22 protein-coding genes are annotated in these 26,627 nt (G+C 38.6%); 13 read left to right on the top strand and 9 right to left on the bottom strand.

What is annotated here, in order from left to right:
- Positions 1-110: 110 nt before the first annotated feature.
- On the bottom strand, positions 111-863 hold the full coding sequence (locus D5R40_RS17320; RefSeq protein ID WP_124147244.1) for a glycosyltransferase family 2 protein: 753 nt from the start codon (positions 861-863) through the stop codon (positions 111-113).
- Between the two features lie 447 nt (positions 864-1,310).
- The gene (locus tag D5R40_RS17315) at positions 1,311-2,165 is read right to left on the bottom strand and encodes a DUF547 domain-containing protein (protein WP_124147245.1); all 855 of its coding nucleotides are present in this window, start codon (positions 2,163-2,165) and stop codon (positions 1,311-1,313) included.
- A gap of 485 nt (positions 2,166-2,650) precedes the next feature.
- Here D5R40_RS17315 and D5R40_RS17310 point away from each other — a divergent pair, with 485 nt between their 5' ends.
- From D5R40_RS17310 to D5R40_RS17295, 4 genes are all read left to right on the top strand, one after another.
- Positions 2,651-3,025, top strand: a complete 375-nt coding sequence (locus D5R40_RS17310) for a hypothetical protein (protein ID WP_124147246.1) — start codon at positions 2,651-2,653, stop codon at positions 3,023-3,025.
- Positions 3,026-3,276: 251 nt separating this feature from the next.
- Positions 3,277-5,544: a LamG-like jellyroll fold domain-containing protein gene (locus D5R40_RS17305; RefSeq protein ID WP_124147247.1), complete on the top strand. Its 2,268-nt coding sequence runs from the start codon at positions 3,277-3,279 to the stop codon at positions 5,542-5,544.
- Positions 5,465-9,403 carry a neuraminidase-like domain-containing protein gene (locus D5R40_RS17300; RefSeq protein ID WP_124147248.1) on the top strand — a complete coding sequence of 1,313 codons (3,939 nt, stop codon included), beginning with the start codon at positions 5,465-5,467 and terminating at the stop codon, positions 9,401-9,403. The genes D5R40_RS17305 and D5R40_RS17300 overlap by 80 nt, the downstream gene beginning before the upstream one ends.
- A complete protein-coding gene (locus tag D5R40_RS17295) occupies positions 9,403-10,785 on the top strand; it encodes a Tc toxin subunit A-related protein (RefSeq protein ID WP_124154961.1) in 1,383 nt (460 codons plus the stop codon). The genes D5R40_RS17300 and D5R40_RS17295 overlap by 1 nt, the downstream gene beginning before the upstream one ends.
- 541 nt (positions 10,786-11,326) lie before the next feature.
- Here D5R40_RS17295 and D5R40_RS17290 read toward each other — a convergent pair.
- Complete coding sequence (locus D5R40_RS17290) at positions 11,327-12,751, bottom strand: group II intron maturase-specific domain-containing protein (RefSeq protein WP_240039169.1); 1,425 nt, start codon at positions 12,749-12,751, stop codon at positions 11,327-11,329.
- Positions 12,752-13,811: 1,060 nt separating this feature from the next.
- Positions 13,812-14,072 (bottom strand): hypothetical protein, encoded by a 261-nt coding sequence (locus D5R40_RS17285; RefSeq protein WP_124147250.1) that lies wholly within the window; start codon positions 14,070-14,072, stop codon positions 13,812-13,814.
- Positions 14,073-14,945: 873 nt separating this feature from the next.
- Between D5R40_RS17285 and D5R40_RS35450 the strand changes: the two genes are divergently transcribed.
- The 5 genes from D5R40_RS35450 to D5R40_RS34115 all read left to right on the top strand — a co-directional run bounded on the left by D5R40_RS35450 (position 14,946) and on the right by D5R40_RS34115 (position 18,239).
- Positions 14,946-15,113, top strand: a complete 168-nt coding sequence (locus tag D5R40_RS35450; protein WP_161564705.1) for a hypothetical protein — start codon at positions 14,946-14,948, stop codon at positions 15,111-15,113.
- A 979-nt stretch (positions 15,114-16,092) separates the two neighbouring features.
- The gene (locus D5R40_RS17280) at positions 16,093-17,136 is read left to right on the top strand and encodes a sirohydrochlorin chelatase (RefSeq protein ID WP_124147251.1); all 1,044 of its coding nucleotides are present in this window, start codon (positions 16,093-16,095) and stop codon (positions 17,134-17,136) included.
- Positions 17,137-17,478: 342 nt separating this feature from the next.
- Complete coding sequence (locus D5R40_RS41185) at positions 17,479-17,610, top strand: hypothetical protein (protein WP_275670452.1); 132 nt, start codon at positions 17,479-17,481, stop codon at positions 17,608-17,610.
- 83 nt (positions 17,611-17,693) lie between these two features.
- Complete coding sequence (locus D5R40_RS35445) at positions 17,694-17,855, top strand: hypothetical protein (protein WP_161564706.1); 162 nt, start codon at positions 17,694-17,696, stop codon at positions 17,853-17,855.
- A gap of 81 nt (positions 17,856-17,936) precedes the next feature.
- Positions 17,937-18,239, top strand: coding sequence for a hypothetical protein (locus D5R40_RS34115; RefSeq protein ID WP_133434000.1), 303 nt, complete (start codon positions 17,937-17,939; stop codon positions 18,237-18,239).
- Between the two features lie 93 nt (positions 18,240-18,332).
- On the opposite strand, the gene topA is transcribed toward D5R40_RS34115, so the two are convergent.
- The 3 genes from topA to D5R40_RS17265 all read right to left on the bottom strand — a co-directional run bounded on the left by topA (position 18,333) and on the right by D5R40_RS17265 (position 22,066).
- Positions 18,333-20,957: a type I DNA topoisomerase gene (gene topA, locus D5R40_RS17270; RefSeq protein WP_124147252.1), complete on the bottom strand. Its 2,625-nt coding sequence runs from the start codon at positions 20,955-20,957 to the stop codon at positions 18,333-18,335.
- Between the two features lie 750 nt (positions 20,958-21,707).
- Positions 21,708-21,857 carry a hypothetical protein gene (locus tag D5R40_RS35440; protein ID WP_161564707.1) on the bottom strand — a complete coding sequence of 50 codons (150 nt, stop codon included), beginning with the start codon at positions 21,855-21,857 and terminating at the stop codon, positions 21,708-21,710.
- Complete coding sequence (locus D5R40_RS17265; protein ID WP_205127535.1) at positions 21,854-22,066, bottom strand: IS4 family transposase; 213 nt, start codon at positions 22,064-22,066, stop codon at positions 21,854-21,856. The genes D5R40_RS35440 and D5R40_RS17265 overlap by 4 nt, the downstream gene beginning before the upstream one ends.
- A 101-nt stretch (positions 22,067-22,167) precedes the next feature.
- Between D5R40_RS17265 and D5R40_RS17260 the strand changes: the two genes are divergently transcribed.
- Both D5R40_RS17260 and psb32 read left to right on the top strand, forming a co-directional pair.
- Positions 22,168-22,476 carry a hypothetical protein gene (locus tag D5R40_RS17260; RefSeq protein ID WP_153183487.1) on the top strand — a complete coding sequence of 103 codons (309 nt, stop codon included), beginning with the start codon at positions 22,168-22,170 and terminating at the stop codon, positions 22,474-22,476.
- A gap of 181 nt (positions 22,477-22,657) precedes the next feature.
- On the top strand, positions 22,658-23,383 hold the full coding sequence (psb32, locus tag D5R40_RS17255) for a photosystem II repair protein Psb32 (RefSeq protein ID WP_124147254.1): 726 nt from the start codon (positions 22,658-22,660) through the stop codon (positions 23,381-23,383).
- A 55-nt stretch (positions 23,384-23,438) separates the two neighbouring features.
- On the opposite strand, the gene D5R40_RS17250 is transcribed toward psb32, so the two are convergent.
- Positions 23,439-23,822, bottom strand: coding sequence for a DUF4346 domain-containing protein (locus tag D5R40_RS17250; RefSeq protein ID WP_124147255.1), 384 nt, complete (start codon positions 23,820-23,822; stop codon positions 23,439-23,441).
- Between the two features lie 295 nt (positions 23,823-24,117).
- Between D5R40_RS17250 and D5R40_RS41180 the strand changes: the two genes are divergently transcribed.
- On the top strand, positions 24,118-24,249 hold the full coding sequence (locus D5R40_RS41180) for a hypothetical protein (protein ID WP_275670453.1): 132 nt from the start codon (positions 24,118-24,120) through the stop codon (positions 24,247-24,249).
- 1,075 nt (positions 24,250-25,324) lie between these two features.
- Positions 25,325-26,149 (top strand): capsular polysaccharide synthesis protein, encoded by an 825-nt coding sequence (locus D5R40_RS17245; protein WP_124154959.1) that lies wholly within the window; start codon positions 25,325-25,327, stop codon positions 26,147-26,149.
- A 197-nt stretch (positions 26,150-26,346) separates the two neighbouring features.
- On the opposite strand, the gene D5R40_RS17240 is transcribed toward D5R40_RS17245, so the two are convergent.
- On the bottom strand, positions 26,347-26,627 hold a 281-nt coding region (locus D5R40_RS17240), incomplete at its 5' end, for a transposase (RefSeq protein ID WP_192901284.1).

The following is a 26,627-nucleotide window of genomic DNA, read 5'->3' as shown; positions in this document are numbered from 1 at the left end:
GTAATTTTCCTCCTGTCTCCTGTCTCCTGTCTCCTGTCTCCTGTCTCCTTCTTCAATTCTCCCCCGCTCCCCCGCTCCCCCACTCCCCTACTCCCCCACTCCCCCACTCCCTACTCCCCCACTCCCCTGCTCAAGAATTTGTTAGTATTATTCTGCAATTCTAGATTTTTCCACAGATATTTTAAATACAATTTACCAAGAGTTGTCAGAATAATTGTTCCAGCTTGAAAACTACCTTTTATAGTACCTGATATTTTTGAACGTCCACCCTGACGACGACGATAACCAACAGGAATTTCAGTTATTTTTAAATCGCATTCTACAGCTCTAGCTTGCATTTCTACCGTCCAACCAAAACCTCGGTCTTGCATTCTAATTCTCTCTAAATTAGACTTCCGAATTAAACGCAACGGTCCTAAATCTTGATACCAATATCCCCACCCTAAACCAATTAAAAAAGTAGCTAATTTATTACCAAAATTTTGTACGGGAGTCATAGCAGACCTACCTACTTTTGTAGCACGGCGATCGCCTAATATTAAATCGTATTTATTAGTAGCAGTTAAAAATTTTGGTAGTTGCTTTAAATCATCACTACCATCTCCATCACAAAATAAAATCCAATCACATTCTAAGGGTGTATTTTGGATGCCACGCCAACAAGCTTTACCATAACCTGATATGGGTTCTTTGATGACTTTTGCACCTGCTTTTTTCGCTTTTTCTATACTTTTATCGGTGCTACCATTATCAACTACTATGATATTTTTTAGTCCGTAAGATTGTAATGATTTAATTACATTTGTAATGGTAGATTCTTCATTCAAAACAGGAATAATTACGAATATTTTTTCTAAAAGCATTTGTTTTAATTTTTTTTCTGAAAAATGAAGTAGTCAGCTTTTCCTGCAAAATGCTACCCAAACAGCTTTTTAATAAATGAAGCAAGCATTTGTTTATAGCAGTTCTTTAATCTATGAAGTACAGTTTTAGATCCCCCCCACCCCCTTTCTAAGGATGGAGTCTTCAAAGTCCCCCTTTCTCAGGGGGATTTAGGGGGGTCGTAAATGTATGTCATAACTGTGAGAATTGTCATAACTTCTACTACATTAAAAAAATAGCTGATAGCTGATAGCTGACGGCTGAAAGCTTAGATATTATTGAACATTTATGGAGTCTTCAAAGTCTATCTTTCTCAGGGAGATTTAGGGGGATTGTAAATGTATGTCATAACTGTGAGAATTGTCATAACTTCTACTACATTAAAAAAATAGCTGATAGCTGATAGCTGACGGCTGAAAGCTTAAATATTATTGAACATTCAAAGACCAATCATAGTTAGAATATTTAACTTGATAACCACCCTGTTTTAAATACTTTTGAGCATCAGGATTTACATATTGATGAGCATAATTTACGATTGCCGTTTCTGTTTTATTCAAACCATCAATATTTGCTTCTTGACCATAGGTTTTTTCAAAATCTTTACCAAACCATTGAAAAATTGAAGACAAATAAACAGCATTATTTTCACGGTCAATTCGGAAACTTTGATTATTGGCGAGAAACTTATTAGCTTGGTCATCTAGTTGTTTTTCTAATTGATTACCAGTATAAGTTTCTTGTCTAAGAGGAGGGCAACTTATTGCAGCACAAACTAAAGCAACATGAATTCCTGGTTCGTTAAATTCTTTCCTTAAAATCTGATGTTCGATATGATCTAATGTCAACTTTTCCCCAACAATATCGAATTTACGAATCTTCCAAACACCAGGAATTCTTCTAATACTTTTAGTGGGGTAATTATCAATAATAGATTCTAAAGTAAAAGAGTTATAAGCATTAACTAAAAAAGCAATTTTTTCTGTGTCTGTCCAAGAATCATAAGTGCTTGGCGTTACAGCTCCAATAGCAGCATTAAATTCATCAAGTTTTTGCCGATTTTCTTTTAATCTTTTGTAGTCAACTAACCCTTCTGCATTGACATATTCCTTTAAAATTGAGTTGTAATCTTGATAATTAAATGGTTGAGCTGAAGTAGCAGTAGATTCTTGTGTACCTTGATTGTTTTCCCCTAGATTTGTCGGACTATTTAATCCACCACAGCTAGCTAAAAATATAAGTAGCGGTAAGAAAAATAATAACTTCTTAAGTTGATATCTCATAAATTATTCTGCCATTGATATTAATTTCATGGGTGCATTTCATATTTGCAAAAATACTTTTTTCCTATCTATTCCCTGTTGCCTGTTGCCTGTTGCCTGTTGCCTAAAAGCGATAATTTTTTGGCTTTATTCAAAATTGAGATGCACCCAATTTCATTACATATCCATGAAAAACTAACGGCATGAGTAACTTGTGAAACTTAGCTTAATTTTGACTTAAAAATTGAGATTTATACTAATTATTCTAATTATTCAAAGGGTACCTAAATATGATATTTGACTATCTAAGTAGGTAGGTGAAAAAATTTATAAGTACGTCCGAAGCGAGTGGAGCGGAGCGGAAGGAAGCAATCTCAAGGGTTTTGACTGCTTTAACATTTCGTTATATAGTGATGTTTATTCACGCCTACCTACTTAGGATAAATATTGGCTACAAATTTCAGGCCAGGTGTTCCCTAAAAATATTCACTGTAGAGGTATTGACAATGGCATCAGACAATGATAACAGGACTAAATCCATTTCCCAGAAAGAAACCCCTAAAACTAATGGTAATGGCAAACGTCCTCTGCGTCAGAGAATAGAGTCAGCATTAAACAAACAAGACGGGTTTAACAAAGAACTTGCCCGTTATGGCTTTAACAGTTCTGCGGAGGTAGCCAAATGTCCTTCTTTGACTCAACTGATAGAAAAGGTCAAAGCCAAACAAACAGGTGAAGTAAGTCGGGAAAATCTACCCACTTTTGCTTTTTATCGAAAGGCCAGGCAACGAGAGCCATTAGTCCAACAGGTAACCCGGGATGTAATAGTATCCAAAGATCCAGTAAGTCAAGGGTTACGTCATGTACGACCGCCAGCCTGACCCCAAGCAGTGGCCAATGAGTTCCAAAGTGCTTCTGATAATAAGTTTCTACGCTTTACAGGGGATGACAGCTATGTGGAAGTTCCCAACACTGACAGTCAGATGAATATATTCGAATCTGGTAGTTTTACTGTGGAGTGTTGGGCTAAAGTAGAAGGAAGCGAAGCGTCGAAAAAAACGTCCGATTTTTTGGTCACGGCAGTAGCGTTCCTAATGTTTTCTCTGGTGGACTTGACTACAGAAAACTTCGGATGGATTTATCTGGTGAACATACATCCACAAATAACGACTTTGAGTATAGTGGTTGGCATCATTACGCTTATCTCTATAATGACGACACGAAAAAAGGAGAAACGTATCGTGATGGAGTCAGGGTAGATAGAGAGGAGGTAAATAATAATCATCATTCTACAGGAGCTTTTAAGATAGGAACCCGTGCAAATCATTATTTTCGAGGGCTAATATGTGAAATGCGTGTCTGGAATTATGCTCGTAGCGAAGGGGAAACCCAGAGAGACATGTACCAACCCTTGATAGGCAACGAAGAAGGCTTAATGAATTATTGGCCAATGAATGAAGGGACAGGAGACACAATCAACGATCGCCAATCCTTCAGAAACTGTAACGGTACTCTTAGTGGCAATAATAAACCAGAATGGGAGACAGATTCTGGGCCCGATGGTTTCGGCGAACCAGTGCGCTACGCTAAACCAGGTTCAATTCAGTCGAGTCAATCTGCGGCAGCTTATTTAAAACATATCTATGATTTGGCTAGGGAGCAGATAAGTCCCTCCTTAGAAAAATGGGCTTTGGATACTCGTCGTCCAGACCTACAAAACTTAGAGCTGAGTGAAAATAACTTACATGAGGAGATTACGACTCTAGAATTGGTTAATGAAGTGCTGCTATCAATGCTTTGTTCCTGTCTGCACTTTCCAGGAAATGACGGCTATGTGAGAGTTCCCAACACTGACAATCAGATGAAGGTATTCAATGACCAAAGTTTTACTGTAGAGTGTTGGGCTAAAGTAGAAGAGGGAAACAGTACCTCCCGTATGATGCTTTTTTCTGAATCCGGTGGAGGTCTTGTAAGAGCTGGATTTTTTGATGATAAACTTTTTTTTGCGCTTGATAATGGGACTCAGAGATGTCCTGATATATATGAATATACTAATTGGCATCATTACGCTTTTGTCTTTAATAATGAGAACAAAAAACAAGAAATTTATCGTGATGGAGTCCAAGTATATGAAAGAACTTGGGATAACATTTGTGGTGTCTCTGCAGCTCTCAAAATAGGAACCTATGGCAGTAACGACCAGTATTTTCCAGGAATGATCAAGGAAATGCGCATCTGGAATTATGCTCGTTTCGGACAGGAAATCCAAGAGAATATGTATTGTCCCTTGGTAGGCAACGAAGACGGCTTAATGAATTATTGGCCAATGAATGAAGGGACAGGGGAGACAATCTATGATCGAACCTCCAGAGGATGTCACGGTTCTTTCTCGGGTAGTAATAGTAATAAACCCCAATGGGTAATTGACAAAAACTTTGGTGGCCAATTTTCCGATGATGGTCAAATTTTCAATCAATTAAAAACCCAACTACATCCCCTAGCACTACCATTCAACAAAGACCTAGCCACAGTACGTACTGGTTTAGCCCAAATCGAGGGCATGAATGTCAATGCCATAGCTCGTCGTTTTCAGGAAGATGACTATGCATTAACGCAAGAAAGCTTCACCCTGATTCCCCATATTACTGATGCCTTAGACCTGGTGGAATCAGAAATTGAAAAACTCCAGCAGAATACAAGCGATAACGACAATCTCTTCACACAGATATTTGGTGTATTCACAAAATCAGAATTACAATATGTAGACACCTTCATCGAAGCCACCAATATCACCTTCGACGAATTCCGTCAACTGTCTCGAGATTACGCCGTTAAAGATGAAGCAGGGACATCGTACTCACAGAATGAGTGGGGGGCAAGATTTCATATGGGTACATACAAAGTCTTGATCCTAGAAGAAGAAAACGAGCGACTGCGCATGAGAGGGGATGACGACGATAATATACACACAAACCAATTATCAGGGATGAATCACCTAGTCAGGCTCAAAAAGCGTACTGGATTAGAGTTTCATCAGCTAGATCAATTGCTGTGTTCTGTGAAAGATGCAAGCGACAACAGAAGAGTAACCGATAAAGGATTCAATGTCTTAGCCCATTATTTATATTGGCAGGAGCAATACAATCTCAGTGTGGATCAGTTTGTGGGAATGCTGCAAGAAGTTAACTGTTATGTGCGAGTAGGAGAACAAACAGAACCTACCCTGATGCGACAACTGTTTGGCAAAGATGCTCCCTACGTCACAGAAAAAATTCTAGCTAGTTCAATTAAACTCACAGAGCTAGAAAATCTCAAAGAGGGTGGCATTACCCTGGGAGACCCTGCGACGAGGATTGAAACTCACTCGTCGGGAATGGGATGTAGTTTTGGAGTTAGTTAAAATCGACGAATACACCAAGATTAACCAAAGGAGCCTTGCTCTTCTGTATCGCCTAGCTACCATCTTTGGGCTTTTAGGTTGGGATATTCTCAATGGCATCAAATTAATTGAGAAAATAGACCCAGACTTACTAACCACCTTAGGCGAATTAACTGGAGCCAACAGCGTCTTGTCAGCATTAGACAAATTAGTCTGGTTATCTCAATGGATGGAGAGTGCAGAATTATCCGTCACAGATTTATTAATGGTACTCACACCACCAAGCGAAGCAGTACTACAAACAACTCAACAGGTAAGCAATTTTCTGGATGAATTAAACAACGCCATCCAAGACAATTTACTCGACAGCGAATCTGACTTTGCTATTTACCGCAATTGGAAAGTAAACGAGTTAATAATCCCCCCCATTGAAATTGAAGATTGGTTGGAGCAGCTACAAAGCCTAGATATCCTGGATGCAGCAGGTTTATTCCTCTCTGTTACCAAAGACCAAATAACAACAGCAGTCACAAAGATTCTCACCGCTGAAAGTGTAGACATTGATGACAATGAAGAACTCACAAACCAACTGATAGACTTCTTAGCTGAAACCCAGTATAACCAAGAACAAGTTTTATTTGAGCAAGTCATCAAAATAGCTGAAAGCGATCGCCCCGAAATTGTAGCTCCTGTATTGAGTTGGATGGGAACCAATACCTATGACACTCTCAGCACCCTACTATCGGGAACAGAATCAGAACAGTTGCAACTGCTGTATAATCTGGCACGACATCTCCAACTCACAAGTAAATTATCCTTCTCTGCTGCCACAGTACAAATGCTCTGTGATTACCCTGAATGGTTAGTCATAGGGATGACCTTACCATTAAGTCTAAAGCAGGTTTATTATTTAGAGCGGTTCAAACAAATTCAGAACGCTGAAGCTACTGAAGAAATGTGGTTAGCTTATTTTCTCACCCTTTGGGGAGGAGTAGACATCACCGATGACCAGATTAACGCATTATTGGCAGTATTGCTCGACTTTGACCAAGAAGAAATTGCAGTGCTGCGAGACAATGCTTCTAACCAGGAAACCAAAACTGTACAACAGGTAGAAGCTTTGTTCAGACAGATAAAACTATGTCAATACTTATCTATCAGTGCCACAGAATTAATCACTCTCACTGAAGAAGGAGTCAACGATGGAACAGACTACCCAGAAGCAGCAGCAGTAGTTTTAGGGGGACTAGCTCGTGCCAGTGATGAGAATTTAGCTACAAATGCTGAAAATGCTCTCAATGAAAAAATCCGTGATGCTTTAGTGGCGGCAGTCTTTTCTCATGTCATCTCCCAAGATGAAGAGTTGAGAGACAAGATTAAAGATACCGAAGACCTCTATAGTTACCTACTCCTAGATGTGAATGTTACATCTGCTGTGCCAACCAGTCGTATTGTGGAAGCTAATTCCAGTGTACAATTATATATTCATCGGATGCTGGAGGGAGTAGAATCTGGCGAATTTGTTGATAAAGCAGCTTTCAGGGACGAATGGGAAACAGCTCAACAGTATCGAGTCTGGGAAGCTAATGAGAAATTGAAACTGCATCCAGGTAACTACATTGAACCCGAACTGCGCTACGACAAAACCGAGATATTTAAAACATTTGAACAAAATCTGTCTCAGGGACATCTAGATGAAACCATGATTGAGACAGCTCTGTATAGTTATATGCAGGAGCTGCAACGTCTCACGGAGCTGATACCGACGGGGTTTTGTCAAACACGAGAATACAGTCCTTTAGGTAACCATGTCAACTACTACTTTACGGCCAAAGCAGGTTGGACGGAAATGACTTACTACTATCGTCAGATGCGATTAGATGTGGAGATGTTGAAGACAGGAAACCCTCAAGCTGTCCAGTGGGGAGAATGGAAAAAGGTTGATTTACCTGCAACTAATCAGACAGTATATGGGATTAACCCCGCTTATGCCTGGAATCGCTTATTTCTCATTTGGATAGAGAAAAAGGAACGGCGTAGTGAGGATGGAGAAACAACCACATATCATCTGCTGCCTCGGTATCTCAGGCAAGGAGTGGATGGGAGTTTTGGAGAACCTTTGACACCTTCTATGTCCCAGGATATACTTGAGGCACTGATTGTTGAGGCAGATGTCAGACCGACTATTTACCAAGCGAATTTTCAAGTGGATAGGATTAGCTTGTATTTTATTGTTTCCGATCAGAAGTTTCAGTTTGAAATAAGTAAAAGAGAGGCAATTATTATTGATGCAACTAGCGCAACTATTACCAATCCTCCTCAAATTGAAGGGTATGAAGGAGCTGAAAGTGTCTATGATGATCAAGAAATACTGTTTTATCCAGAATCAATTCCTCTATATCAAGGCTATTATATTTTAGATACAAGTGAAGACAATTATGTCAATTTGCACTTGCATATTAATTGGACTACGAGATACATTTTGATTTCAAAAATCATAAATGGTTTAAAATTAGAGATACAAGAACAGGAACTTGAATTTTCCTCAGAGATGGATGAAATGTATTCCATAAGCATAACGAACTGTAAATATCAAATTTCCATTAATGGAGACATTATAAAGACAAAGGTAGTTGGTGATGCTGTTGATGAGAGCCATTATCCTTATGATATAAATTTCAAAGTACCTACTGTAAGTACGCAACTTGACTTGTCTAGTAGTCCAAAAACGGGAGAAATTACAATAGAGTTTTTATTTGATTATTATACAGAGATCATACCCTTTGCTGGTGGTGAAAAAGTGACGATCAGTGGGACTGAGACACTTCCGGCTAGAGAAGTTATTAACTATGACACTTTAGCTTTAACTGATTACATATACATCGAATCACCAGGAGATCGAAAACAGGAAGCATATCTGGTCACTAAAGATACAACAGCAGAAAGTTCTACACATATTTTTCACCTAGTCTCACCAGCATTAAGTAACGTTCCTGAACTCTTACCACTACCTGCTGGAGTCCTACCTCTGTTTTCTTTGGAGCATCAATCCTATACTGAAACTGGGGTTGATAACTTCGTTACTGAAGCCGAAAAAGCTGAAGACGATGAAGACGCTCAGGTATTCAGTCCTATCCTAGAACCGAAACCGAAGAACCAGTTTGATTTCGATGGATCAATGGGGCTTTATGGCTGGGAAATCTTCTATCACATTCCCGCACTCCTGGCTTCTAAATATGCTGAAAATGGCAACTACGACCAAGCCAAGCGTTGGCTCCGTTGTATTTATGACCCTTCTAGCACAGGAAATCCTTGGGGAGTGCGTCCGTTAAGCAGTAACCAGACAACAAATAGCTTTTCCAGTATCACTGACCCCGATGAGGAAGCTCTCAGAAACACCATTCATTATCAACACGCCACTATTCGTCACTCCATCGAGCATTTGCTCTCTCAAGGAGATGACTCTTATCGTCAGGAAACTCAAGAAACTCTACAAGAAGCAAAAATGTGGTATGTTGTTGCCAAAAATGCTTATAAAGAAGAATTTAGGGAAACCTTAGAGAGTCTCACTGCTAGCGACTGGAATAATCCCACATTAGGAGAGGTAACTGAAGCTGATTTTCGAGAACCCACCAATGAGGAACTACTGGGACTTTACGAAACCATTGAGGAACGATTACACAATTTGCGTCATTGGCTGAATATCGATGGCGAACCCTTGAATGTTCCTCTGTTAGCTCCTCCTATCGACCCCCAACAACTGCAATTAGCTGCCTTATCTGGAGTTCCTGCTACTGCAGCTCAGAGCTTTGCTCAAATGGCTCTACCTTTACTTTCGAGGAGATTCTGGCTAAAGCTCAATATTACACTCAGGAACTGATGAAGTATTCTCTACGGATGCAACAAGCTCTGGAAAAACGAGACGATCGCTTACTCGAAGAAATTAAGCAACAGCATGAGTACGATTTGTTTGAATTCAAGATTAATGCTCAAGAACAAGCGGTTAAGATGGTTGAAGCAGCCGACAAAGCCTTAGAATATGCCAGGAATGTTCTTCTAGTAGAGCGCGATGGACAGAAAAAGTTTGCTGATGAGTACATGAATGATTCTGAAACAGCAGCTATGGGGCTCATACCATTCAAAGAAGTCTCAATGTTCTTAGCTACTGGTATGTCAGTAACTGAGGCAGTTTCTGCATTAGTTCCAAACATTTTTGGTTTTGCTGGTGGGGGAAGTAAGATACAAGCTCCTGCCAAAAGTGGTAAGGAAGTTGCTGAGTTAACCGCAAATATGCTTCAAGATGCGATAGATACTTTGAAAGATGCTGGAGGCTACCATCGTCGCCAACAAGAAGCTAAATATAACTATGATATATTGGTGGAGAAAGTCAGAGAGATTGACTTACTTATGGAAGATGGTAGTGAACTGGAAAAGGAACAAGAAATACTCCGACAGCTTGAGTCGGAGCGTGACCAATCTAAATACTTAGTAGAGTTTCACCAAAATCGCTTTACCAGTAGTCAATTCTATGATTGGTACATCGGGCATATTAGCAATCTCTACCGTTCCTCCTACGATGCTACTGTCAAGTTTGCTAAGATGGCTGAAACCGCATACCGAATGGAGACTGGAGACCCCACAGCTACCTTTATTGGCTCTCATTGGGATCAAGGCACTAAAGGAATACTCGCTGGTCAGGCCCTCTGGTTAGACTTGCAACGGATGGATTTGGCTTATTGGAGCCGCATTGAGCCTGAGACTAGCCTACTCAAAGAAATTTCACTCCAAGAACTTGACCCATCTTCTCTAGCATCTCTCCAGTCTCGTGGTCAAACCATCTTTTGTCTCAAAGAAGAGTTATTTGAGGAAGACGATCCCACTCTTTATGGCCGAAAAATTCAAAGTATTCGGGTTTCCATTCCCGCTTTGGAAAATCAACGATGGTCTTGTTGCGGTCGGTTAACTCAAATTGATAGCCGACTCTACTATAGCCGTCACAAAGATGCTAACCACTCTATCTTTAATCCCTATGCTTATCAAAGTATAGTTTTAGGGGGATGGCAGACTGACTCTTCCAAGGTAAAATTACCCAAAGGTCGTCTCAAACCCTTCCAAGGAACAGGGGTTGACTCAACTTGGCATTTATCTTTCCCTACAGTTGTCAAAGCTATAGGGGAAAAACGCCGTCATTTTCCTCAGAAAGAAATGCTGAAGCTCATTGATGATGTGGTGATTGAAGTTACATATAGCGCAAAGATGTAAGGCAGAAGGCAGAAGGCAGGAGGCAGGAGGCAGGAGGGAAGAAAAGGCTAGAAGGGAGAAAGTTTTTTTATTGCTGATTATCTGGACATAATATCAAATCCGGTTAATTGCACATAAAAAAATTCTCCAATCGTCATAAGTAGGCCCATCTTTGTAATCCTCTCTCCTCCTGACTCCTGACTCCTGACTCCTGACTCCTCCTGAGTTAACCATTCTATAACTGTTCAACCGGACTTGATATAAAATAAGCGATCGCTCCTCAACTAAGAAGGTAGGCGATCGCTATTCTCATTCATCCCTAATTATAGAAAAAATTAGGGGTAAAATTAATCCACTCTTTCTAATTGCCAGAGAAGTTAAACTAAGCAATTCTATCACCAGAAATGCTCGTCTCCAAAACCGGACGTGAGACTTTCACCTCATCCGGCTCCTCAGTGATTTTGCCCTAATCAAAATGAGCACCTCTACCGCTATTCTTAGCAGTTTTCAGATCGTAGCAATGTATATGCAATAGTAAATGGCATCCAATACTTTCCCCCTCTTAAGTTGAATGAAAGTCTTTTTGCCTGCTCCAATAAAACCAGTCCTTGTTAACATTCTCCTGTCTAACAATAGGAACTTCTGTGTGCTTCAATAGCTTAACTCGACTGCCATCCTCATAACTACACGAAAATTCCTTTCTGTTTTCCCCAGAATGCCAATACTTTTGAGAAATCCAGTCATTATTTTTATTGGAATGTCTTCTTCTTGCCCAACGCCAGAGTTTTTGGTACACTAAATGATCCAAATCCCTAAAGGTTTTCTTACTCACTACAGCCGAGTAATAGTTTACCCAATCCCTAATAATAGGATTAAGCCTTCTAATTAAAACAGCCTGTGGTGCAGACTTATGTCGGTCGATCACCTCAGCAATTTGACGATAATGACTCCTCATGCTCTGGTCACTTGGTTTGACCTCAGTTTTAAAACCAAGCTTACCTTGATTTTTGCCCACCTCATATTGTCTGATGTTGAACCCCAAGAAATTAAACCCTGGTTTTTCTCCACCATACCCATATAGAGTATGAACCACTCTTGTTTCACTTGGTTTTAACTCCAGCCCCATTTCAGACAACCACTCTCCAACCTTTACTAGGCATTTTTGAACTATATCTATATCTTTATGAGCGATCGCCAAACTACTACCATAGCGAACCAAACCCAAGTATTCACTCCTATCCACCCTTGACATCTCATACCCGCTTTCCACAGATTGAAAATCAAAAATTTCAGCATACTCCTTGATTTGCTCCTCCATACCATGAAGAGCCACATTTGCCAGAAGTGAAGAAATAACCCCACCCCTTGCCATCTCCTCATCAGTTGGAAATAACCCTTCCCCATCCATCACACCAGTCTTTAACCAAGCTTTGATTTTTCGACGCAATGTAGGATAAGTACCCAGCCTTTCCAGTAATAGTTCGTAGTTAATACCCTGAGAAGACTTAGCAATGTCAGCCTCAAGCACATACTTAGGCTCCAGCTTGACAAAACCAAAAATTGCTTCTACAGCATCTTGAGGCGATCGCCCCGGCCTAAACCCATAACAACTAGATTCAAAAATAGCCTCCCATTCTGGCTCCAGAGCCATCTTGACAAGTATTTGTAGAGCGTAGTCCTCCATAGTGCCTCTCCTAGACTTAACCTTGCCAGTTATGTCCAAAGTTTCAGCCAAAGCAAACAGCTTTTCCGAAGACAAAATTTCCTTACTCTGGTTATCTTGAATTACCCCACGCACCGCCAATAACTTAGCGTACCAGGACTTCAACAAAGTTTTTTGGGGCTTACGAAATGCAACAAAATCACGACTCTCAGAGGCTCTGTAGATTCTTTCCTGTAACTTAAAGACGTGACGCTCAACCTTTAACCAGTTAATATCGCGCCATTCCTGCCATTCCACCGTAGTCTTCAAACTCGTATTGGACATTTCTATTACCTAATCAAACTCTACATTCCAAATCACCGTGTGTCCGTCAGCTTATCCCATTACATTAAATAAGGGCCTTTGCTTCTGACACAATCCTTCCCAATCAAACATCCGGTTAGCACCTACTTGATCAGTTATCAGTTATCAGTTATCAGTTATCAGTTATCAGTTATCAGCAGTCAGTTATTTTACTCTAAAAAGAGTTGTAGCACTCGCCATATGCGCCTTTTAAATATAGTCACGGCAAGAATTTGACTTCTGAGTTCTAACTTCTGAGTTCTAAATAGGGCTTGCTGATTAAATCTAAAAGCATTGACATATAAAGGCTTTAGCCTTTTTAGGACCTTTAAAAGGTACAAATTTTTCAGCTCTTTATGCTCAAAAAGGAGCGTATTTTAGACAAGACTTCGGCAGAAAAATCAAGAGACAAAACTTAGCTCCTACCTCCTATAAATTCCAATTTCTCCTGTCTCCTGTCTCCTGTCTCCTGTCTCCTACCCCTACTCAAAGACTAGTGAAGCGCAAACCCTAAATAACTATTCAAGAGTTTTTCATGGGTTACTTCGTTCCAAACGACCTTATTTATATACCTTTAGGATGATGCTTTACGCCGGGTTTACGGGAAGTGCTTATTAGCCGAACCAAATCTCGCTAACTCCCTATCCTGTGCCTTTTGGCTCCAGTGTCACAGCTTCTTTCACTGGTTGAAAATTACGACGCTTCAATTACATCTTCGCTTTTCGCTATCCAATGGGTATTGTGCTTGATGGAAACTCATTTAAGCTTAAAGCTTTACCACCTTTTTACCCCGCTTTACGGATTGGTCGCTAGTCGCTACCGTAGGGGTAATGCTGTCAACCCTGCACCTGGGCGGAAGGAATCTCACCTCCAAGGTCATTTAGTTATAAGGCTAATGGCCTTACTCTACTCACGTCTTATAGCATTTGAAGCAAAGAGCGCGGACAGCTCAAGAATCTAAAACTTAGGCCAGGTAAGATTTTTCCTTCTGCCTTCTGCCTTCTGCCTTCTGCCTTCTGCTATAACCTGATGGCCTTGACTTTTAGCAGAAACGAATCGCACTTTGGTTGCCTTCACGACGTACTCTAGATACTACCCAGTTCCGCCAGACCCAATGGTCTCCACGGCTGGTGACAGCACTGGCATTGATGTCCATTAAATCTGCTAACTCTGAGCTAGTGATTAGATAGCCTTTACTGGCCACTTCATCAGCTATGTGTAAAGTTTCAATTAAGTTGCGCAGTTGCCCAACCCTCTGCTCCCTGGGCATATTTTCGAGTAATTCGTTTGTTGTGTCATTCATGGTAATTATCAGATTATTTGGTCAGATACTACGGCTTACGATTCTATCGTTTTGTTTCCAATCTTGCTTAATTAGTTTTGAATATTCTAGGCTAACTCTGGTTGAGAATTGCCGTTAGAGGTGAAAGATTGTTTTCTCCTCACAACTTTTTTTCAGCTTAAGACTGGTTTTAATATAGTATAAAGTTATGTCTATAAATAGGAGATGATTGTTCCTTGAAATTACATATATCATCTGAAAGCTGAATTTTTTTATTTCCCTATATCCCGCAGAACTTTCTTTTGTAGTTAACAAGTCCACATTTTGAATATTTTTTCTTTTGTAGATATTCTATTCTTTATAAGTATCAATACTAAAAGTCTTATTTTGGCCTGAGATTTGACAACTTAAATTTTTTTAATTGTTGAAGAAGAAGTGGGGGGGGTAGGGCATGACTAATTCTTTGTCGTCAGAGAATATTAATAAGAAATACATTTGTGCAAATATACGAATCTCCCCACACTTCCCCTCCTGGGAGCAGGGCTAATTCTTTGTCGTCGCCCGAATATTTACAACCCTATATTTTTTTATATCTTGCGATCCCCACACCTCCCACACTTCCCACCTCCTCCTCCTTTTTTCTAAGCGTGACAATAAATTGACCTTGGGGGAGTAGGGGGAATTTTCTGAAAATCTTCCTTTTTCAGTAATACTATTTTCGCGATCGCCCTTCTTGTGATATTCTTGATTATTGCGTTGAATAAAAAATCATGTTTATTTTCAAATTTACCTCAGTCTATTTACTATATCAGAATTTTTTCTGGCGTGCAACCTTAATTTCATCCCCCTGCCGTTTTTTATTGGAGTGCTAAACACAATGATAAATAGAATAATTTGGTAGTCCTGTGGAGCGTAATGGTAAATGGGGTAATGGTAAATGGGGGTCATTTCAGTTATCAGTTATCAGTACCTCTGCCTGAAGTCAGAATTTTGAATAAAGCCAAAAATTTATCGCTTTTAGGCAACAGCTTCGGAAGGCAACGGGCAACAGGGAATATATAGGAAAAAAGTATTTTTGCACATAAGAGATGCACCCGAAAAACTAGCTTTCTATGGGCGGATTTGGTATGAATAACTTTAATAGTAGTAATCTAGCAATTTTTAATTAATCATTAGATTTTTTTAAGGATTGCATAATAAATTAAGTTTGCTAAAATAACTAAAAGTTACACCACTTTTCAAGTAAATGAGGTACAGTAACAGAAGAACAATATTCATTATTCATTCATTAAAATAATGATTAGATAATCTGTACCTCATAAACCTGCAATGTGCTGTAAATCAGAATCAAAAAATACAAGAATAATTGATAGCAATTTCTGTATAAATTAAAGATATTAACTAGCCTTGAAAACGAGAGAATATCGAGAAAAAAATCTGAATATCCAGTAAGCATTTCCTGGGGAATGCTGCTCAAACAGCTATTAACTGTCAGCTCTCAGCTCTGATAAATTTTAATGAATATAGACTATAAAGCTAGCTTTGATAGTAAGTGTAAATTCTGACTAAATTAGTAAAGCTTTTATCTAAAATTAAAAGTAATAACTGACGGCTGAATGCTTACAATATTCATGGGCGATGTGCTAATTGCTATATATATTTTGCTGAAAAAGTGGGGAAACTCCGGTGTAATTCCGAGGCTGTGCGGCAACTTTCAATAATTATTAATTATTAATTAATTACCTCTCCTTTAAAACGGATAGGATTGAATAATCATGAAAATTTTTCTTCTCTTGGTCCATTGGATATGGCGAGGTCCCCTCGCCATCCCACCCTACGGGAAGCTACGCTAACGACCGCTTTTATCCCCTTAAAAGAGGAGGCTTTAAACCACAATTTTTCGGTAAATCGACAAATTGATAAAAGTATTTAATATACAAAATAAATAACTACTTACTAATCAAAAGAACTCGATCGGCCATAACACCTACTTATCACTTGTCAACCCTAGCTTCCTGCCTGAAACAGGAAAGGATAATTAATGAAATATTCAACTCAAAATTCCGAAATCAAAGCACAAAAAAATCTGACTTCAACAGAAGAAAGAAATAGTATATCTACAAATCATAAATTACCTCCATTACCACTACAAAGACCTTTATTATTGATAGGTCATGGGACACGAGATGCTGACGGAAAACAAACTTTCTTAGATTTTGTTGCAGCTTATCAAAATTTAGATAAATCTCGACCTGTGATACCTTGCTTTTTAGAATTAACAGGTCCAACTATTCAAGAAGGAGTAGATAAATGTGTAGAACAAGGTTACACAGAATTATCTGCTTTACCAATTTTATTATTTGCAGCTCGCCACAATAAATTTGATATTACCAATGAATTAGACCGAGCAAGACAACGACATCCTCAAATAAAATTCCATTATGGGCGACATTTTGGCATTACTCCCAAGATTTTAGAATTGTGGCGATCACGTCTCACAGAATTAGAAGAAACTAATTTTAATCCCTCCGAAACAGTTTTATTATTTGTAGGGCGAGGTTCGAGCGATCCCGATGCTAATGGAGATGTTTATAAACTAGCTCGAATGTTATGGGAAGGCAGTGGATATCTAACAATTGAAACTTGTTTTATTGGCATTACTCATCCTCGTTTAGAAGAAGGTTTTCGGCGAGCTAGATTATATCAACCGAAGCGTATTATTGTTTTGCCTTACTTTTTATTTACCGGAGTTTTGGTCAAGAAAATATTTGATATTACTGCTCAACAACAAGAACAATATCCAGGTATTTCTATGACTTGTCTGCCAGAAATGGGAGCGCATCCAACATTATTAGAATTATTGCGAGAAAGGGAAATAGAGACACAGTTAGGAGAAGTACAAATGAACTGTGAAATGTGTAAGTTTCGGTTAGCTACTGTTGCTGGTGAAGCACATTCTCACGGTCATGGTCATCATCATCACAACCATGACCATAACAATAATACTCACGACCATACTAATTCTATAGCCGATCCTTACGCTGATCCAGAACAATATCATCAGCGTATTTGGCAAATTCCTTGAAGAAGGAAGAAGGAAGAAGGAAGAAGGAAAAAGTGGATGGGGATAGTCAAAACCTGCCACTGTTTCTACAAACTTCAACAAGCTTGTAAACACCGTGTAGACTACGGGGAATTAAACCCGAAAAAAAAGATAATAATTCAAATTATTAATGTCATTGCAAGGGGGATAAATATTGACGTTAATCTTGAGAGAAAAGTGTTGATACCCCTGTGGCAATCTCCGGGAGGAACAATATAAATTTATCTAATATCATGTCTCTTTAAATAACCCCAATAAAAAATTTAGACGTTGCATACAACGTCCGTAGGGAGCAGGGAACAAGAGGAAATTTGTTTGCTCCCGATGACAAACGGAAAAAATATTCTCTCTCAAGAGAAGAACATTTTTACCCTTCAAAAACTTACCAGCCTCAGAATGGAGTTTAACTCCGCAAAAGATGTAGCAAAAGCAATGATTCAAGAATTAGAAGATTAAAAAAACAGTATTTTAGAGCAACGCTACGAAGATGCTTTAGCCTTGATATGAATTAGATGGGATGAGTAGGCAAACAAAAATAAATGCCATGGAATCTTTATGTAATTAGAATGCTAATACATTTGATTAAAAATCAACTAGAAAAAAAATTAACAAATTCTTGGGCAGCTTCAATAGGAGGTTCATTAATAGAAATCAAAAAAATCAACCTTCAAGACAACAGAAAATCTGGGGTTGGTGATTAGGTAATGCCATTAAATATTTATGAACGGTACAATTATAGTTTTTTCATAGATATTTGAGACAAAAGCATTACGCATTCACCAATGCCTGGTAGTAAGCAAGACCGCGATGAAAATGCAGCAATAAACATATTAGTCGCGGGCGGGCAGTCCGAGACAAAAAACGGACGTGGAGGCAAGGGTAAGACTACCGCCAAGGTAGCAGCAGTCTGTGTTAGCGAAGCTTTGCGCCAGCAAAACGTCAACCTACCGAGGAGTTTCGGCTCCATAGGAATCTCCGCGCCTTTAGGCCGGGGAGGATGTCAACATTCATCTCAATCAATAGACTTCTTGCGGAAGTCGGGAAAAGGAAACAGGGAACAGGGAACAAGGAAAAGTGAACAATAATTGACGTAAACACTATCAGAAAAATACTTTTGCAAGAGGTCTAATCAATATTTACCCACCATACTACTTAGTAATCTAAATATAACCGAAATTCTAATTATTTTCCGCCTTTGACTTTCTAGACTTTCTACCTCGAGTAGACTTCTTACTACTAGCCTTTGCCTTCAAAAGTTCCACAGCTTGCTCCAAAGTCACATCCTCAACAGCCGTATCCTTTGGCAAAGAAGCATTAACCTTACCATGCTTCACATAAGGTCCATAACGACCATCATAAATACCCACAGCCTCTCCATCTTCAGGATGTTTACCCAAATCTTTGAGTGGAGGTGCAGCTTTAGCACTACCACGCCTCGCTCTTTTAGGTTGAGCTAATAACTCCAAAGCACGTTCCAAAGTAATAGTCAAAACATCATCCCCAGCTTTCAAAGAACGATAATCTTTACCAACCTCCTTTCCTTGGTCGTGAACAACATAAGGACCAAAACGTCCTAAATTAGTTTGAATTTTGCAACCCGTTTCTGGGTGAACACCCAAAGTACGAGGTAAAGACAATAACCCTACCGCCATATCCAAAGTCACATCTTCCATATTTACACCCTTCGGCAGTGAGCTTCGCTTTGGTTTTTTCTTACTTCCCTCTACCTCATCACCCAACTGTACATAAGGACCGTAACGACCAGTCATTATATAGATAGGTTTATCTTCTTCTGGATGAATTCCTAATTCCTCAGGACCTTCTGTTTTTTGCTTCAGAATTTTCTCTATTTGTTCTGGATCTAAGTCTGATGGAGTTAAATCTTCAGGAATAGAAGCCTTGACAACACCTTCACCATTTTCTGCCTCAATATAAGCACCAAACTTACCGATACAAATACGATAAGTCATCTCTGGTTCATCATCCAAATTATCCAATTCAATGGTACGGGCTAACTTAGGGTCAATTTGCTCTTCCTGTTCCTTAATTTGAGTATCCAACCCACTTTCTCCAGAATAAAATTCTCGTAGATATGGCAACCATTGAGCTTCACCAGTAGAAATATCATCCAGAGTCTGTTCCATACGGGCAGTAAACTTAACATCCACAAATTCAGGAAAGTGCTTTTCTAATAGACTTGTTACCCCAAAAGCAGTAAAAGTCGGAACCAAAGCATTATTCTGAAGTTTGGCATAACCACGGTCAACAATAGTACCAATAACAGTAGCGTAGGTACTCGGACGGCCAATACCTTCACTTTCCAGAGTTTTTACCAGAGATGCTTCGGTAAACCTAGCAGGTGGTTGAGTTTCATGCCCTAATACTTCTATTTCTTGGCAATTTGGATGATCGCCTTGTTTCAGAGGAGGTAAAGGTACTTCTTGGTCTTCCAAAGCTGCTTCTGGGTCATCGGAACCTTCAACATAAGCCCGGAGGAAACCAGGAAAGTCTATACGCTTACCATTAGAACGAAAACCCGCATCTTCTACTTGCAGGTTAACTGTAATATGGGTTTGACGAGAGTCAGCCATTTGGCAAGCCACTGTCCGTTTCCATATTAAATCGTAAAGAGCAAGCTCTTGACCACTCAACCCTGTTTCCTGGGGAGTGCGGAAAGTTTGACCAGCAGGACGAATAGCTTCATGAGCTTCCTGCGCTCCTTTACTTTTAGTAGTGTATTGTCGTGGTTGGGGACTCAGATATTCTGGACCATACATTTTTTCCACACAACTCCGAGCAGCAGCGATCGCTTCATCAGACAAATGTACTGAGTCTGTACGCATATAGGTAATAAAGCCCTGTTCATATAAACTTTGGGCTGTCCGCATCGTTTGCCTAGCACCCATTCTTAGTTTACGGTTAGATTCTTGTTGTAAAGTAGAAGTGGTAAAGGGTGGGGATGGTTTACGTTTAACAGCTCGTTCTTCAACACTATTAACAGTCCAAGGCTTATCTTGCAGCCGTTCCTTCAGAGCTTCTGCTTGAGCCTCATCCAACAGAACTACATTTCTACCCTCAGCTATTTTGCCTGTATTCTCATCAAAGTCACTACCAGTAGCTACTTTTGTACCCCCAAGGGTGACAAGTTTAGACTCAAAAGGTTTTTTTGCCTGTTCTAAACTAGCTTTTAAATCCCAATAACCTCCTTGTTTAAAAGCTCGACGTTGACGTTCTCGGGTTACCAATAGTCGAACTGCTACTGACTGTACCCTACCAGCAGAGAGACCCCAGGCTATTTTTTTCCACAGTACAGGTGAGAGAGTATAACCGTAAAGTCGGTCTAGAATACGTCTTGTCTCTTGTGCCCTGACTAACTGTTCGTCTATATTGCGACAATTTTCGATCGCCTTACGGATAGCTTCTGGGGTAATCTCGTGGAATACCATCCGCTTAGTAGGAACTTTTGGTTTTAGTAATTGCAGTAAATGCCAACTGATGCTTTCCCCTTCCCGGTCTTCATCTGTGGCTAGAACTAATTCATCAGCTTCTTTCAAGGCATCTTTAAGTTCTTTGACGGTTTTCTTTTTGTCTTTAGGGACGACGTAGAGGGGTTCAAAATTTGAGTCTACGTTTACACCTAGATGTGCCCACTTTTCTCCTTTATATTTTTCTGGTATTTCATCAGCAGAAGGTGGCAGGTCACGCACGTGACCCATGGATGCCTCGACCCGGTAGTCAGAGGGTAGATAGTTACGTATAGTCCGGGCTTTAGTAGGAGATTCCACAATAACAAGGGTTGACATAAGACTTTATTTAGGATGTTACAAGCTGGGATTTTATATTTAGGTTAGGAATGATATGCACCAGTGGTCAATGGGTCAGGAGAAATAGAATTTTATTGTTTAGTTTGGTTAGACATTAACAAGATAAAGTCCTATTTTTTCTACGCTATCTTAATTTTTTATTTCTGCCAAAATCTATAGCAATTTGCAACTTGATCGGGTATTAAGTTACTGGGTTTTTAGATTTTTCCTGAACAGAGAATGGAGATTAGAGCATTCTAGGTTTTGCTACATGTTCATAATTAACTTATCTGCAATCAGCTATATTTTTGATGGACATAAGCTTTAATTTAGTAATTACCTTATACGATTTGCTAGCATGACTTATTACTAATGTCAATAAATTAATATTTTTTTTATATTTGAAAGCAAAAAGTAAAATTATTGCTTTTGCTGTGATTAAGGATTTCTTCAATAAACCCTCAACTTCAACACATATCTAAATGCTAAGTCTGGTGATTAGTTATTATTTGGTTTATCTTTAACCAATACAAACTCTCAAGTTTCTTTACCGAAAAATTGTGGGTATGCGCCTCCCTTTTTAAAGCTATCCATTACTCACATCTTTCTTAACATCAGGTTTGACAAAAAAAAGCATTTATGTATGGAGTAGGGGTCGCCAAACTGACTCTCCAAAAATCGCCATTAAGCTCTGCTTGTTGATAATTAGATTTTGAGGTAACATCAACTACAAAGCTGACTGAAAATCAGCTATTTTGTCAGAGCGATCGCCAAACTGACTCTCCGACAATTGTCATTAACTTCTGCTTGTTGATAATTAGATGTTGAGGTCATGTTAAGGGAGCAAGCTGAAAGTTGGCTGAGTCTGAAGTTCGGCGATGAAAATTCTTTTGAACTCACGTTGAATTAACCACAAGAGACTGACAAACAACCCAGCCCTTAACAAGATCATGCAATGGCGAGAGTCCACCCCAGAGAACTTTAACACCAGGAGAACCATCACCTTTTCGACCTAAAAATCCGCCCAATTGAGCAATCCAATTCACAACTTCAGCCAAAGTTGGTGGTGCTGAATCAGGATCAAGTTGGTGGTGTATGGTTGCAGACAAAACCTGCCACTGTGTAATTGATGTCTCCAGGGGTTAAAACACCCTGGAGACATCAATTCGACGTAAAGCCAAGACTATTGTTCATGTTCTACGAAAAACTATTGACTATATATAACCGAGACAATAAAACTTCTCACCCAGTAGTTGCCGTTAAAGTGGGAGATAAAAAGGATTATTGCCATGCCCTGAAAATTAACGGACCTTGCCAAATTATTTATCAACCCCATCAACCGAATAAAAGTCAAGCAGGAGGTGCTCGTCTGTGCATTGAAGTAGAACCGGAAGTTCTAGTGGAGCGAAAATATTTCTCTAATGGAGATTATAGTCCGCCACCGGAAGTAGTTCAGCAGAGGTCAAAAATTCAAAAAAAAAGTCCAAGATTAAAGACTAAGAGAAAACCAACTAGATAAATATTAGCCTCTAAAAGATCATTTAAGTAACATTGGGTGGGTTCTGTTTAGTTTTTTGCTGTCTATAAATAAAATGATAAAGTAAGTAAAGTCTAGTAAAGTTTTGCCCCTGTCATAGACTGTGGGAAAAAACTGTAACTCTCAAAAAAATTCACTTTTACCAAAAACTGGAAAGTATCTGATGGTACAACTATTCAATAAAACCTTCAATTTTCAAAATCTCCAAACTTTAATAGTATCTCTACTATTAATTATTATGGCTACTATCTTGCCAATATCTTCTGCATCCGCAACTGGAGTTTATCAAATGCCAAGTTTAGTGGCAGGCGCTCGTACATTTATTGTTGATGATGCTGAAGTTTTCAGTCGGATAACAGAAAGTAAACTGAACAATACCTTAGAAAGTTTGGCCAATACTACTGGTAATGAAGTTAGATTTGTTACTATCCGTCGCCTAGACTATGGTGAGACCGTGGATAGTTTTACGGAAAAGCTATTTGACAAATGGTTTCCTACCCCAGAAACAAAAGTCAATCAAACTTTAATAGTATTAGATACTCTCACCAATAATGATGCTATTCGGGTTGGTGATGCAGTTAAAGAACTTATGTCTAATGACATTACTCAGAGTGTAGTTGATGAAACTATTCAAGTACCTATTAGAGATGGCAACAAATACAATGAAGCTTTTTTAGCAGCTAGCGATCGCCTGAGTGCTGTATTATCTGGAGAACCCGACCCAGGCCCTCCGGAAGTTAAAGATGAGCTTGCAGCACAAGTATTAGCTACTTTTAAATCAGCAGAAGAAACTGACGATCAAAGTGCAACTATCTTAGTGGTTGTATTGCTAGTTGTAGCTACAATTGTACCAATGGTTACTTATTTCTGGTATCAAGGTTTTTCTTGATAGAAATTAAGGAGAATAGTAAAAGTCTAATTTCTGATCGTTATCCTTAATTCAATTAATCCTGAATATATTCCTTACCAGTTAATAAAGCCATTTCTGCACGCACAAATTCCCGCCCCAAATAAGCAGCATGATCTAACATTGTGACTGTACAGGGGGGGGTTTCTTCCAATATTTTTACACATATTTCTTTTGCAGTTCTCGCAGTAAATATTCTCGTGTGAGTATGTTCTACTTTGCCTTTTGCTGGAATCGGTTTTCCTGTTTCTGGATCTATAGCCAAACCACGGTTGTCAATAATATTAGTAAAGTGTTTTGCACATATTAAACCTGCTTCTCGATCAAGAAAAATAATAAAGTAACCACCTGAATCGAGGTCTATATGACGTCTTGAAAGCTTTTCATCAATGGTTTTTACTTCTTCAAGTGTTAGATTCATAGTTCCATCTTAGAATTATCTATATTTTATTCTACATTTTTATTGGAGGGTTAATATCAAGTTTGGATAATTAGTTATAAATCAAATATCAGCAGTTTTGTAGCAGTAGTACTCTTAGTCGGTACATCCATTTAATTTTTAGAAAGTAAACTGTAAAAATTACTGCTTATCTCACTATCCAAGCTTGAACTAACAGAGGCTAAAATTCCAGATTGATCTAAATTTTTATAAATCAATAAAATATCATCAATTTTTAGTTCTTAATTTCTATTTTATAGATATAGATAAATTAAAGATGTCAGCAAAAATTATTTTTACTATTACTCAAGCAACTCTCAAAGGTCAGCAATTTCTCTTTGAGGAGCGTACAACCTGTGTTATTGGTAATTCCAGTAACTGTTTATTTCACTATCCAAGCTTGAACTAACAAAGGCTAAAATTCCAGATTGATCTAAATTTAATATCATCAATTTTGAGTTCTTAATTTCTATTTATATACTATTATAGATATAGAAGATATAGAAGATATAGATAAATTAAAGGGTAGTGCAGAGCGCAAAGTGTGGGATTGGTCAGTATGTTGGCCAACTCTAGTGACCAAAATAAATCCACGTGTTCATATAATTTGACAAATGCTGAATAGGCAAGATTGATTTTATCTGTACTGTCTTTATAGAACCCCTGAGCGTATCTTTGGACGCGGTATGTGCTTTTGGCTTCCGTCCTCAGCCTGAGGAAGTTGTGGAAATTCAGGAACGAGAATGGGGAAAAAGCTGATGAGACCCCGCGTCGCCCAATAGCAAACCTGGTAGCGCATCAAGCAGGTAGAAAAATACTCTCATCTCCCCATCTCCCCATCTCCCCATTTCCTTCTCTATTTTTGGCATTGGTGAATGCATAATGCTTTTGTCTCAAATATCTATGAAAAAACTATAATTGTCAAGTTAACTTAAATTTAGCAAATAAAGTCAATAGGCAAAAATAACTAAGCAGTTATCTCTAATTTAATGGCCTATTTCTCAAAAAGGCGATCGATGATATACAAATTCCCATACTGGTGAGGTATAAAATTCTGGGCTTTAGAGACACAGTTCCAGAAGGTAAAGAAAAAGATAACTTTACACACGCGTGCATGATCGATGCTATATTTTACTTGGGTAATAAAAAATATTTCTCACCAACTTGGAATTTTTTTCTTGATTTTAAAGATTCAGTAAAGTTACACATAAATAGTTGACCTTGAGGAAATATTTATGCTACTCAAGAGATTTTTTATGAAAATTATGTAAAGTTGAGCAGGATTTATGCGTGTTTTTTAAAGATTCAGTGAAGTTATGAATAAACCCTTGCTATTTTACTATTTTATTTGTAGTATTGAGATACTAATGCTTTTATAGTCTAGTCAAGCACAAGTATTGAACTTACTGAAAATCAAGTAATTTTATTTGCAAGTGATGGTGATTATTTGCACAAACTAGCCTGATTGGAGAGAAAGAAGGACTATACCGAAAAAAATCTGGTTTTTATGGTATCAGGGGTTTTCACAAGCACCATTGGTTGTGAGAAAGTGCTATGAATCTTGGAAAAAGTATAACCCTGACTGGGAAGTTATTTTTTTAGATGAAAACAATATCAAAGACTATATAACTCTTTCTTTACCGGAAGAAAAATTATGCCAACTTCCTAAAACTAAACAATCTAACTTAGTCAGACTTGAATTACTCTCAAAATATGGAGGGGTTTGGGCTGACGCAACTAGCCTCTGCCGAGTCCCGCTAGACAAATGGTTAGGAGACTATACTCAAGCTGGCTTTTTTGCCTTTGTTTACAAAACAAAAGGATACGGATGGATTTTTACTTGGTTTTTAGCTGCAGAAAAGTCTAATCCTATCATTGTAAAAATTAATCAAAAGTTAACTTCTTTTTATAGTGATAATGAGTTTTACCATAGTGGTACAACAATAGCGAAAAAAAGACTTAAGTTTTTGCAGTTGTTTTTTAATAGGAAATATAAAACAACTAGATTTTGGTCTTCATGGATTGTCAGGAAAATTTTTAAAGTTTATCCCTATTTTATTTTTCACTTCATATTTGCTAATTTAATAAATTCAGATCGAGAACTTTTGGAACTATATAAAAAAATGAAGCCATATTACAATACTGGAGATGATCTAGGTAAATATGGGTTGCTTCGTCCTTTAACAGCAGAAGTTAAAGAGCGAATTGATAGCAGAGTTGATCCAGTGCACAAGTTAAGTTGGAAATACAAAGAAGAGAATTATACTTCTTCATCCATTTTACATTATTTATTAGAAGAAACAGACTAAACAAAAACGGAGTGCGACTCGTTCCTACTAGTGCAGGATGGCAGAAATAAGTGACCAGTAGAAGCAATGCCTTCTTCCTGAGATAGAATACTCAGAAGTGTGATCGCGATCGTAAAATAAATGGTCAATAGCCAAGCTAAAAATGATCGGCATTGAGTTGGATCCTTGAGTCAGTATGACCATGAATCTGAATCTGGTTAATCATCCTCTGAAAACCCCTGAAATTTCCAGATAAAAGGTCTGGCTAGAGTACAGTTGAAATAGTCAATAAAATTCAGTATCTTCTGCTTGAGGTCTGAGGTGGAAGAGAAACTGCTACGCCGGAGTAAACGCCTGGCCAAAATAGAGAACCAACACTCAATTTGATTCAGCCAAGAAGTATGTTTAGGGATATAAACAAAGCGAATCCGGTGAGACTCGTCAGACAAAAAAGCAGCACGAGTTACCATAGACTGGAGAATACCTGATTTCTGTTTCA

The sequence above is a fragment of the Okeania hirsuta genome, assembly GCF_003838195.1.
GTDB classification, from domain to species: Bacteria; Cyanobacteriota; Cyanobacteriia; order Cyanobacteriales; family Microcoleaceae; genus Okeania; species Okeania hirsuta.
Note: the sequence above shows the minus strand (reverse complement) of the source record. Positions and strands in the feature narration are given on the sequence as shown.